Raw genomic sequence first — 11,531 nt, forward strand, 5'->3', positions numbered from 1 at the left:
GGGGACCCCCGCCACCCCGCAGACGCCCGCGACCACGAGGACCCGCCCCCGAACACCCCCGCGGCTCGGACGGCGACACCGAAGTCGACCGCGCCGGCGACCAAGGCGCCGAGCGCCGCGGTCAAGCACGCCGCGGACACCGTCGACATGACGATCAAGGCGGCGACGGCCTACGAGCGCGAGGACCTCGTCGCGCGGCTGCGGACGGCCCGGAAGCTGCTCACCGACGCCGCGGTCCGCATCCCGGTGGTGGGCGAGTTCAAGCAGGGCAAGAGCTCGCTGGTCAACGCCCTCGTCGAGGCCGACGTCTGTCCCGTCGACGACGACATCGCCACGGCCGTGCCCACCGAGGTCCGGCACGCGCCGGGCCTGACGGCCAGCGCGCACTTCGAGGCCCTGCCCGGGTCGAAGGGCGCCGGCTGGACCGAGACGATCACGCCGGACGAGGTGGCGGCCTACGCGTCGGAGTCCGGCAACCCCGGCAACACGCGTCGCCTGGTGTCGGTGTCGATCGGGATCGACCGGGCGCTGCTGGCGGGTGGGCTCGTGCTGGTGGACACCCCGGGCGTCGGCGGCCTGGGCGGAGCGCACCAGAGCGCGGTGGCCGACCTGCCCCGTGCGCACGCGTGCCTGTTCGTCAGCGACGCCTCGCGCGAGCTCACCGACGCCGAGGTCCGCTTCCTGCACGCGGTTGTCGAGCTCTGCCCGACGGTGGTCATGGTCCTGACCAAGACCGACCTGACGCCGCGCTGGCCCCGCATCCTCGAGCGCAACCAGGCGCACCTGCACCGGGCCGGGGTCCGCATCGAGATCCACGGCTTCTCCGCCGAGCTGTGCCGGATCGCCTCGGACGAGGGCGACGAGGAGCTCCGGGCCGAGTCCGGCGCGCCGGAGCTGCTCGCCCGCCTCGACCGGGTGCGCGAGGAAGCCGCGCACCTCGCGGTGCGGTCGGTGATGATCCAGGTGGGCTCGGTGCTCGGGCAGCTGGAGTCGGCGGCCCGGGCCCGCCGCGACGCCCTCGTCCACCCGGCCCGCCAGGAGGCGCTGGTGGCCGAGCTGGCCGCCGCCAAGGAGCGCGCCGAGGCGCTGCGGGACCGGGGCGCGAAGTGGCAGGCGGTCCTGAACGACGGCTTCGCGGACATCTCCTCGGACACGGAGTTCGACCTCCGCGCGCGGGCGCGGGCCGTGCAGAAGGAGGCCGACGAGGCCATCGAGGCCGGGGACCCGGCGAATAACTGGGAGGAGTTCTCGGACTGGCTGCGCCGACGACTCGCCGCGGAGGCCATGGAGAACTACGCCCTGTTCGTCCGCCGGACCAAGGACGTGGCGATCGCCGTCGAGCAGCACCTCGACCTGGCCGAGGCCCGCATCACCGCACGCTCGGTGAGCGCCCCCGCCGACGTCATGGCCCGCCTGGCCCTCGACGTCGCGTTCGCCCCGTCAGGGCTGCGCCAGGCCGTCAAGCTGCCCCTCCTGCAGAAGGTGTTCGGCGGGGTCGTGATGCTGACGATGATCTCCAACATGGCCGGGCTGGGGCTCCCGATGGCGGCCGGCCTGGTGCTCGGCGGCGTCCTCGGCGTCGCCGGGATCCGGGAGGAGCGCAAGAAGGCGCTCGAGAAGCGCCGCACCGACGCCAAGGCCGGCGTGCGCAAGTACGTCGACGAGTTCATCAACCAGGTCGGCAAGGACTCCCGCGACGCCATCCGCCACGTCCAGCGCGAACTGCGGGGCGCCTGGACCGAGCGGGTCTCCGAGCTGCAGCGCGCGGCGACGGCCGCGATGACCGCCGCGCAGGCCGCGGTGGCCGCCGGCAAGACCGACACCGGCGCCCGGGAACGCATCGAGAAGGATCTCGAGTCCCTGCGCCTGGTCCGGGCGCGGGTGGACGACCTGAGCGAGCACCTGCGCCGCACCGCGCCCCCGCCCGTTGCGGCGAGGGCATCGTGAACCGGCGGTCGGGACCGCCCCGGTCGCCGGGGGAGCCACCGTCCGGACCCCCGCCCCACCAGCCGCCCCACCAGCCGGCCCGGGGGCCCGGGCCTGCGCCGCGGACCCCACCGCCGACCGGGTGGCCCACCCCGGCCGCGCCGCCCCCGCCCGGTCCGCCGCCGGGCCGCCCCACGCCCGCCTGCGGGGTGCGCACCGGCCCGCCCACCGGGCCGCCGCGCCACGCCCCACCGGGTCGGGCGGGCCGGCCCTGGGCCCCGCCGGCCCCTCCGCCGCCGGACTCGCCCCTGCGGCACCGGGTGCGTGCCCTCCTGACCCGCGTCGTGCCCCTCTACCGCGGGGGTCCCGCGGCGCCGATCCTCGACCGGGCGACCCGCCGGCTCGACGAGCCGCTGCGGGTGGCCATCGCCGGCCGGCTCAAGGCCGGCAAGTCCACCCTGCTCAACGCCCTCGTCGGGCAGGAGCTGGCCGCGACCGACGCGGGCGAGTGCACGCGGATCGTCACCTGGTTCCGCGACGGTCACACCTACCGCGTGCAGGCGCTCCTGCGTGACGGCTCCGCGCGGCAGCTGCCGCCCGGTCCGACGGGAGGGCTGCTCGACCTCGACCTGGGGCGGCTCGGGGCCGACGACGTCGACCGCCTCCTCGTCGACTGGCCGTCGCGCGCGCTGCAGACGATGACCCTGATCGACACGCCCGGTCTCGACTCGCTGAGCGCCGAGCTCTCGCGCCGGACCGAGGCCGCCCTCGTCCCCGGGGCCGCCGGCTCCTCCGAGGCCGACGCGGTCCTCTACCTCATGCGCCACGTGCACGCCTCGGACATGCGCTTCCTCGAGGCGTTCCGCGACGACCCCGCCAAGCGCTGGCCGATCACCGCGGTCGGGGTGCTGGCGCGGGCCGACGAGGTGGGCCACGCCCGTCCCGACGCGTTGGAGAGCGCCGGCGCCATCGCCGCCCGCTACCGCGCCGACGAGCGCGTGCGCGGCCTGTGCCAGACGGTGATGCCGGTGGCCGGGCTGCTCGCGGCGAGCGCGGCCACCCTGCGGGAGGACGAGTTCCGCGCTCTCGGCCGCCTCGCCGCGGGACCCGTGGGGGAGGTCGACCGGCTCCTGCTCACGGCGTCGCGGTTCGCGAACGCCGAGATCGACGTCGACGTCGAGGCCCGCCGGCGCGCGGCCCTGCTCGACCGCTACGGCCTGTTCGGGGTGCGGCTCTCGGTGCGCCTCCTGCGCGAGGGCACGGTCACGACGGCCGGCGAGCTCTCCCGGGAGCTCGTGCGCCACAGCGGGCTGGGACCCCTGCGCGACGTGCTGGCCACGCGCTTCGCCGGCCGGGCGGACGTGCTGCGCGCCCAGTCGGCGCTCACCGCGCTGGAGGGCGTCATCCGGCGCTGGCCGTTGCCGGGCGCCCACGGTCTGCGCCACGACATCGAACAGATCACCGCCGGCGCGCACGAGTTCGTGGAGGTCCGCCTGCTCGACCGGCTCCAGACGGGGGCGCTCGCCCTGTCCGGGGACGAGCGCGTCGAGGCCGAGCAGCTGCTCGGCGGGGACGGGCTGGCGCCCTCGGCCCGGCTGGGCCTGCCCGAGGACGCCCGCGGCGAGGAGGTGGCGCGGGCCGCCTCCGCGGTGCTCGGGCGCTGGCAGCGCCGCGCCGAGCACCCCGGGTCGCCGCGCGAGGTCCGGGACGCCGCGCGGGCGGTGGTGCGGACCTGCGAGGGGCTGCTGGACGCCGGCCGCGGGCCGGGACGGGCCGGGTGAGCAACGCCGAGGGGTTCTCGAGCGATGGGTGAGTACCCGGCTGCTCATGACGGTCGCGTCCCGCGCGCGCGACAGTGGGACGGGACGGACGAGGAGGAACGGTGGCGTACGGGCTCGGTGTGGACCTCGGCACGACGTTCACGGCGGCGGCCGTCGTGCGGGACGGGCATGTCGAGATGGCGCCGCTGGGCGACCGCTCGACGGCGACGCCGTCGGTCGTCCTGGTGCGTCCCGGCGGCGGGGTGCTCACCGGCGACGCCGCGGTCCGCCGCGCCGCCGGCGAGCCCGACCGGGTGGCGCGCGAGGTCAAGCGCCGGCTCGGCGACCCGACACCCCTCCTGCTGGGCGGGACGCCGTACTCGGCGGCCGACCTCCTCGCGATGCAGCTGCGCGAGGTGGTCGCGCAGATCGCCGAGCGGGAGGGCGGGGCGCCCACCGCGGTCCGCCTGACCCACCCGGCGAACTGGGGGCCCTACAAGCGCGAGCTGTTCGACCAGGTGCCGCGCCTGGCCGGGCTGCACGACGTCACCATGATCACCGAGCCGGAGGCCGCCGCCGCGCACTACGCCGCGAGCGAGCGCATCGGTGAGGGCCGCACGGTCGCCGTCTACGACCTCGGCGGCGGCACGTTCGACGCCACCGTCCTGCGCACCACAGGGGGCGGCTTCGAGATCCTCGGGGTGCCGGAGGGCGTCGAGGGTCTCGGCGGCGTCGACTTCGACGAGGCCGTGTTCGCCCACGTCGACCGGGTCCTCGACGGGGCGGTGTCCGCGCTCGACCCATCCGACGCCGCCGCCACCAGCGCGGTCGTCCGGCTGCGCCAGGACTGTGTGCTCGCCAAGGAGGCCCTGTCGGCCGACACCGACGCCACGATCCCGGTCCTGCTGCCCTCGCAGCAGACCGAGGTGCGGCTCACGCGCGGCGAGTTCGAGGAGATGATCCGCCCGTCGATCAGCGCGACGATCTCGGCGCTGGGGCGCGCGCTGGAGTCGGCGGACGTCGCCCCGGACCAGCTCGACACGGTCCTGCTGGTCGGCGGGTCCTCGCGGATCCCGCTCGTCTCCCGGATGGTGTCCGCCCAGCTCGGACGCCCGACCGCGGTCGACGCGCACCCCAAGCACGCGATCGTCCTCGGCGCAGCGATGCTGGTCGAGCCGCCGGCCCGGGTGGGCGGCGCGGCGAGCGCCGCGCACACGGCGGTCTTCCCGAGCTCCGGGGCGCCCTACCGCCGGCCGGTGCCTCCGGTCGCGACGCGCACCCCGTCGGGCGGCGTCCCGCTGGTCCGGCCGGCAGCGGCGTCCGCATCCGGACCGCCGACGGGACCGCGGACCGGCCCGGACACCGGCCCGCGCTCCGGGACGATCCCGACCGTCGCGTCGTCCCGGCCGACGACCGGCGGTACCGGCACCACGCGGTGGGTCAATCCGGGCCGCACGCCTGCGGGCGGGTTCCCGGCAGCCGGCGGAGCCACGACCTGGGCCGACCCGGCTCGGGCCGGGAGCGGCTCGACCAGCGGCTCGACGACGGGAGCGACCGCGTGGGTCAACCCTGGGCGGGGCACCCACAGCCCGGCCACGGGCGGGCAGGCGACGGCGAACCACGGCGCCGCGGGCGCGGAGGCGGCGCCGGTCGGCGGGTCGCGGCGGCGCACACCGCTGGTGGTCGCCGGCGTGGTGCTCGCGGCGCTGCTGGCCGGCGGCGGGGCGCTCGCCTACACCGCGCTCGCGTCCGACGCGCCTGCGGTGCCGGCGCCGTCGGCCGTCGTGGCGCCGACGCCGCTGCCCACGACCACCCCCGCGCCGGTCACGGCCGACCCCGGCATCGGGTCGGCGGGCGGCGACGGGGGTGCCGGCGGGAGCTCGGCCACGGGCGGGTCCGGCGGGTCCGGCGGCTCGAGTGGGTCGGGCGGCGCGGGCGGCTCCGGTGGTGGCACCGGCGGCGGCACCACCAGAGGCGGTGGTGGTGGCGGCGGTGGTGGTCAGGGCGGCACGACCTGGCGGCCCACCACCACCGCGCACCACGGGGGCGGCGACACCGACGGCGGCGGGTCCACCGGGGACGGCGGCACCGACGGCGGCGGGGACACCTCGGGGACCACCGGGTCGGGGTGGTGAGCCCGGGCCGTCCCCGGCGTCAGCGGGCCCGCAGGCCGAGTGCCTCGGCCAGCTCCCCGCGCCCCGACACACTGAGCTTGGCGTACACCGAGCGCAGGACGTTGTTGACGGTGCGCACCGAGATCACCAGTTGCGCGGCGATGGTGCGGCTGGTCAGGCCGCCGGCCGCGAGCGCGGCGATCTCGGCCTCGCGCGGGGTGAGCTCGCCGGTGCGCCCCAACAGCCCGGCAGCCGGCGTCTCGGCGCCCTCGCACGCCTGGGCGGCCGTGCGGCTGCGCGATGCGGACCATCCGGCGGCCCCGGTGTGACCGGCGGCCCGGTGGGCGGAGCACGCCTGAGCCCAGGCCTCGGAGGCGAGCAGCAGGTGGCCGAGGTCGGCGAATCCCCGGGCCACCTCGTCCAGATCGGCGCCGTGCCCGTCGGCCAGCGCCCGGGCCTGCGCGGCACAGAGCGCGGTGAGCGCCCCGTCGCCACGGGTCGCGAGGGCGTCCAGCGCGTCGACGACCGGGCGCCCGACGCCGAGACGGACCGCGGCGTGCAGCGCCTGCACCCGCTGGGCGTGCGTGGCGGCGGCGCGCTCGTCGAGGGCGAGCTCGGTGGCCCGGGTCGTGCGCCCCTCCACCCCGGCGAGCCACACCTGGGCACCCTGGAGCCACCCGGTCAGCGGGCCGCCGGCGGGCCCCTGCGCCTCGGCCAGGACGTCCTGCGCCTCGGTGGTGCGCCCGAGCCCGGCCAGCGCGACGGCGAGCTCGCTGACCAGCGGCACCGTGAACGGGAACCGGCGCGCGGCGACCCCGGAGGCGGCCTCGTGCAGCAGCCGGACGGCCGTCTCCAGCCGTCCGCGGCGCGCGGCGACGATGCCCAGCCACGTCAGGTAGAGCGCGACCTCCTCCCCGACCCCGCCCGGCCCGGCCTCGGCGTGCCACCGGCGGGCGAGCTCCTCGGCCTCGTCGAGACGGCCGGCGTCGAGCAGCGCGCACCACTGCGCGATCCGCAGCTCGACGGCCACCCAGCCGCCGGGCTCGATGGCGAGGCCCCGCCGCGCGAGGGCCCTCGCCTGCGCGTGGTCGCCGAGTGCGAGCCGCGCCAGGGCTCCGACGGCGAGGGCGGTGACCGTGTCGGGGGCGTCGTCCGGCCCGCCGAGCTGCGGCGCGACCTCGGCGAGCGCCGCATCGGGCCGGTGGTCGAGCAGGCACACGAAGCCGCGCAGGGCGGTGGCTGCGGGTCCGTCTCCCGCGCCGTGCGACGCGGCCGCCGCCAGCGCCGAGCACGCCGCCGCGCGCGCACCGGTCTCGTCCGCGCAGCCCCCAGTAGAGGTTGCGGCAACGGACGGTGGCCACCAGCAACGGGTCGGGGGCCGCCTCGACGGGGTCGCTGGCCTCGGCGAGCTTGGCGGCGCTGGCGAAGGCCGTCTCGGCGGGGTCGTAGAGGCCCAGGTCGACGCGCAACAGCCCGAGCCGCCACAGCACGTCGAAGCCGGCGCCGTGGTCGGCCGCGGCGCGCAGCAGCCGCTCGGCGGTGCGCGGCTCGCGGGCGGAGACGCCGGCGGCGGCGTCGAGCAGCTCGGTGGGGTCGACGGGCAGGCCCTCGGCGACCTTCCACGCCAGCAGGCGGTGGCGGTCCTCCGCCCGCCGGGAGCCCGAGGTCTCCAGCGCGGTCCGCAGCCGCCGGTACGCCTCGCGCTCCTGCAGCGGCGTGGCGCGGCTGCGCAGGAGCTCGGTGTAGAGCGGGTGCGCCAACGACACGTCGAGGCGCCGACCGTCGCGCGTCGAGGTGATGAGGCCCTCGGACTCCAGGGCGGACAGGGGGCTGTCGGGGAAGGCGGCGGCGAGGACCTCGGAGCCCAGGGGCTGACCGAAGGCGAGCGTGCGCACCAGGTCCTGCTCCGCCGGTGACAGGATCCCGAGCCGGTCGGCGAGCAGCTCGACGAGGCGACGCGGCGGGTGGCGGGGCGCGTCCCAGCGCCACACCGACCCCGACGGGCGCAGCGCCCCTTCCTCCTGCGCGCCCTCGACGAGCTCGCAGAGGAAGCGGGGGTTGCCCAGCGACAGCTCCCAGAGGCGGTCCAGCGTCACGCCGTCGACGTGGGCCCCGAGGGTCGCGGTGACGAGCTGGTCGGACTGGGGGCGGTCGAGCTCGGCGAGCTCGAGGCGCGTGGCGTAGCCGTCGCGGTAGAGCGCGTGCAACGGCTCCGGCGCGACCGAGCCGGTGGGCAGTGCCAGCAGCAGGAACGCCTGCCCGGCGCGGGCCACCTGGGCGAGGAGCACCGCCGAGGTGGCGTCGAGCAGGTGCACGTCGTCGACGACGACGAGGCGTCGGGGGCTGTCCCCGCTCAGTCGGCGACGCGCCTCGCGCAGGAGGGCGGCGGTGTCGGTGATCGTGGGCTCGACGTCGCCCAGCAGATCGCCGAGCGCGCCGAGGGGGACGTCGCTGGTCACGCGGCTCGTCATGACGTGGGTCGGACGCCAGCGTCCGGGGTCGGACCCGTGGGTGATCGCCGTGACAGCCGTGCGGAGGAGCCGGGTCCGGCCGATCCCGCGCGGCCCGCCGACGACGACCGCGGCCAGACGCTCGTTGCGGGCCGCGGCGACGACGGCCGCGACCGTGTCGGACCGCCCGACCAACGGCCGGCTCTCGAGCATCAGCCGCCCCCCTCCACGCACGGCGCCTCTGTGACGGCTCCGTTCGTCGATCAGGGACGGAGTCTTACGAAGGGTGAGTAGGAGGGGAAGGGTGCACGCCCCACTGACGTCGTAGTGCCGGGGTTTTGAGGTAACTCGCGGTCACACCAAACGGGTCGACTCCGATACTCGCGTCCGATTCGTCCGTGATCTGCCGCCGGGTTCGGCAGACGCGTCGGTGCTGGTGGGTCAGCGCATGACCCGTGTCCGCACCATGCCGGCGGCGCGCCGCCCCGCAGGGGAGGAGCGAGTAGTGCGGCGGGCGGCACGACCCCCGTGAGTAGAGGCCTACTCATGACTCCACTCCCGATGATCACCACGCTGGGTCACATCACCGCAGACCTCGGCCGGGCGGCGCTCCACGCGGGACGTGTCGACGCCGAGCCGTCATCGCGAGGCCTGCGGCCCCCACGACGAGAGGACGGGAGATGTCGGAGACGATCGAGCCGGCCACCGGTGCCGCGCAGTTCAACCAGCAGGGGCTCGCCGAGGGCGGCGGTGGTCCCGGCGGCGGCGGGACGCTGTTCCAGAACCAGCAGGGCGCCGTGACCGCACCCCCGTACATCTGCCCCGCCCACGGTGAGCGGGCAGCCTGCCCCGGGGAGTGCGACTACCTGCAGGACTACACCGCCTCCTACGGCGACCCGGCCGCTCAGTTCAACCAGCAGGGCCTGGCGGGCGGCGGCGGTGACGGCGGGGACGGCGGCACCTTGTTCCAGAACCAGCAGGGCGCCGGTGGCGGCGGGGCGCAGTTCAACCAGCAGGGCCTGGCCGAGGGCGGCGGCGGCACCGGCGGCGGTGGCACCGCGTTCCAGAACCAGCAGGGCGCCGGTGGCGGCGATGGCGGTGCGCAGTTCAACCAGCAGGGTCTCGCCGAGGGCGGGGGCTCTGGTGGTGGCGGCGGGAACCTGTTCCAGAACCAGCAGGGCGCCGGCGGCGGCGGGGGTGCGCAGTTCAACCAGCAGGGCCTGGCCGGCGGTGGGACCGGTGGCGGCGGGAACCTGTTCCAGAACCAGCAGGGTGCCGGCGGCGGCGGGGCGCAGTTCAACCAGCAGGGCCTGGCCGAGGGCGGCGGGGGCACCGGCGGCGGTGGCACCGCGTTCCAGAACCAGCAGGGTGCCGGCGGCGGGGGAGCCCAGTTCAACCAGCAGGGCCTGGCCGAAGGTGGCGGGGGCACCGGTGGTGGCGGCGGGAACCTGTTCCAGAACCAGCAGGGTGCCGGCGGCGGCGGGGCGCAGTTCAACCAGCAGGGCCTGGCCGAAGGTGGCGGGGGCACCGGTGGTGGCGGCGGGAACCTGTTCCAGAACCAGCAGGGTGCCGGCGGCGGCGGGGCGCAGTTCAACCAGCAGGGCCTGGCCGAGGGCGGCGGGGGCACCGGTGGCGGCGGCGGGAACCTGTTCCAGAACCAGCAGGGTGCCGGCGGCGGCGGGGCGCAGTTCAACCAGCAGGGCCTGGCCGAGGGCGGCGGGGGCACCGGTGGTGGCGGCGGGAACCTGTTCCAGAACCAGCAGGGTGCCGGCGGCGGGGGTGCCCAGTTCAACCAGCAGGGCCTGGCCGAAGGCGGCGGGGGCACCGGTGGTGGCGGCGGGAACCTGTTCCAGAACCAGCAGGGTGCCGGCGGCGGGGGTGCGCAGTTCAACCAGCAGGGTCTGGCCGAGGGCGGCGGTTCTGGTGGTGGCGGCGGGAACCTGTTCCAGAACCAGCAGGGTGCTGGTGGCGGCGGGGGAGCCCAGTTCAACCAGCAGGGTCTCGCCGAGGGCGGCGGGGGCACCGGCGGCGGTGGCACCGCGTTCCAGAACCAGCAGGGTGCCGGCGGCGGGGGAGCCCAGTTCAACCAGCAGGGTCTCGCCGAGGGCGGCGGCTCTGGTGGTGGCGGCGGGAACCTGTTCCAGAACCAGCAGGGTGCCGGTGGCGGCGGGGGTGCGCAGTTCAACCAGCAGGGCCTGGCCGAGGGCGGCGGCTCTGGTGGTGGCGGCGGGAACCTGTTCCAGAACCAGCAGGGTGCCGGCGGCGGTGACGGTGGCGCGCAGTTCAACCAGCAGGGCCTGGCCGAGGGCGGCGGCGGCTGGGGTGGCGACGGCGGGACGCTGTTCCAGAACCAGCAGGGTGCCGGCGGCAGCGGAGGTGCGCAGTTCAACCAGCAGGGTCTCGCCGGCGGCGGTGGAGGCACCGGCGGAGGCGGTGGCACCGCGTTCCAGAACCAGCAGGGTGCCGGCGGTGGCGGCGCGGCCCAGTTCAACCAGCAGGGTCTTGCGGCGGGCGCCAGTGGCGCCGCGCCCGGCGTAGCACCGGGCGTCGTGCCCGGTGACGGTGGCACCGGCGGTGGCGGGACGCTGTTCCAGAACCAGCAGGGTGCCGGTGGCGGCGATGGCGGTGCGCAGTTCAATCAGCAGGGTCTCGCCGAGGGTGGCGGGGGCACTGGTGGTGGTGGCGGGACGCTGTTCCAGAACCAGCAGGGTGCCGGCGGCGACGGCGGTGCGCAGTTCAACCAGCAGGGTCTCGCCGAGGGCGGCGGGGGCACCGGTGGCGACGGCGGGACGCTGTTCCAGAACCAGCAGGGTGCCGGCGGCAGCGGAGGTGCGCAGTTCAACCAGCAGGGTCTCGCCGAAGGCGGGTCCGGTGGGGGCTCCGGCGACGGCGGGGGCACCGCGTTCCAGAACCAGCAGGGCGCTGGTGACGGCGGGGCGCAGTTCAACCAGCAGGGCCTGGCCGAGGGCAGCGACGAGTTCTACGGCACCGCGCCGAGCTCCTCGGAGTCGTCGAGCTCGTCGGAGTCGTCCGGGTCGGGCGAGGAGGAGTCCTCCTCGTCGCTGTTCCAGAGCGAGTCCGGCGACGACGGCGGTTCCGGCTGGTCCGGCGAGTCGGAGTCGTCGAGCAGCAGCTCGACGGGCTCGGACTACGAGTCCGCGAGCGCGGCGAGCGACTCGGGCGGCGGGTCCGACTCCGGCGGGTCCGACTCCGGCGGAGACAGCTCCGCCGAGTTCGCCGGCGGCTGACCGGTACCGCCCCGCACCGTCCACCGAGGAGAA

The 11,531-nt window shown here is 76.6% G+C and carries 7 protein-coding genes; 6 read left to right on the forward strand and 1 reads right to left on the reverse strand.

Going from position 1 to position 11,531, the window contains the following annotated elements:
• Nucleotides 1–147 precede the first annotated feature (147 nt).
• From C8D89_RS19155 to C8D89_RS30805, 3 genes are all read left to right on the forward strand, one after another.
• Nucleotides 148–1,947, forward strand: a complete 1,800-nt coding sequence (locus C8D89_RS19155; RefSeq protein WP_116709729.1) for a dynamin family protein — start codon at nt 148–150, stop codon at nt 1,945–1,947.
• Nucleotides 1,948–2,246: 299 nt separating this feature from the next.
• A complete protein-coding gene (locus C8D89_RS19160) occupies nt 2,247–3,707 on the forward strand; it encodes a dynamin family protein (protein WP_243418245.1) in 1,461 nt (486 codons plus the stop codon).
• 101 nt (nt 3,708–3,808) lie between these two features.
• Nucleotides 3,809–5,821, forward strand: coding sequence for an Hsp70 family protein (locus tag C8D89_RS30805; protein WP_279323395.1), 2,013 nt, complete (start codon nt 3,809–3,811; stop codon nt 5,819–5,821).
• 19 nt (nt 5,822–5,840) lie between these two features.
• Here the strand turns inward: C8D89_RS30805 and C8D89_RS19170 are convergent, their stop codons facing one another.
• A complete protein-coding gene (locus C8D89_RS19170) occupies nt 5,841–7,019 on the reverse strand; it encodes a helix-turn-helix domain-containing protein (RefSeq protein ID WP_116709730.1) in 1,179 nt (392 codons plus the stop codon).
• Between the two features lie 16 nt (nt 7,020–7,035).
• On the opposite strand from C8D89_RS19170, the gene C8D89_RS19175 reads away from it, so the two are divergent.
• The 3 genes from C8D89_RS19175 to C8D89_RS30810 all read left to right on the forward strand — a co-directional run bounded on the left by C8D89_RS19175 (nt 7,036) and on the right by C8D89_RS30810 (nt 11,498).
• Nucleotides 7,036–7,716 carry a hypothetical protein gene (locus tag C8D89_RS19175; RefSeq protein WP_116709731.1) on the forward strand — a complete coding sequence of 227 codons (681 nt, stop codon included), beginning with the start codon at nt 7,036–7,038 and terminating at the stop codon, nt 7,714–7,716.
• 393 nt (nt 7,717–8,109) lie between these two features.
• On the forward strand, nt 8,110–8,544 hold the full coding sequence (locus tag C8D89_RS28785; RefSeq protein WP_133251974.1) for a hypothetical protein: 435 nt from the start codon (nt 8,110–8,112) through the stop codon (nt 8,542–8,544).
• A gap of 386 nt (nt 8,545–8,930) precedes the next feature.
• Nucleotides 8,931–11,498 (forward strand): hypothetical protein, encoded by a 2,568-nt coding sequence (locus C8D89_RS30810; protein ID WP_116709733.1) that lies wholly within the window; start codon nt 8,931–8,933, stop codon nt 11,496–11,498.
• Nucleotides 11,499–11,531: the final 33 nt, after the last annotated feature.

This window comes from Actinomycetospora cinnamomea (genome assembly GCF_003096675.1).
GTDB classification, from domain to species: domain Bacteria; phylum Actinomycetota; class Actinomycetes; order Mycobacteriales; family Pseudonocardiaceae; genus Actinomycetospora; species Actinomycetospora cinnamomea.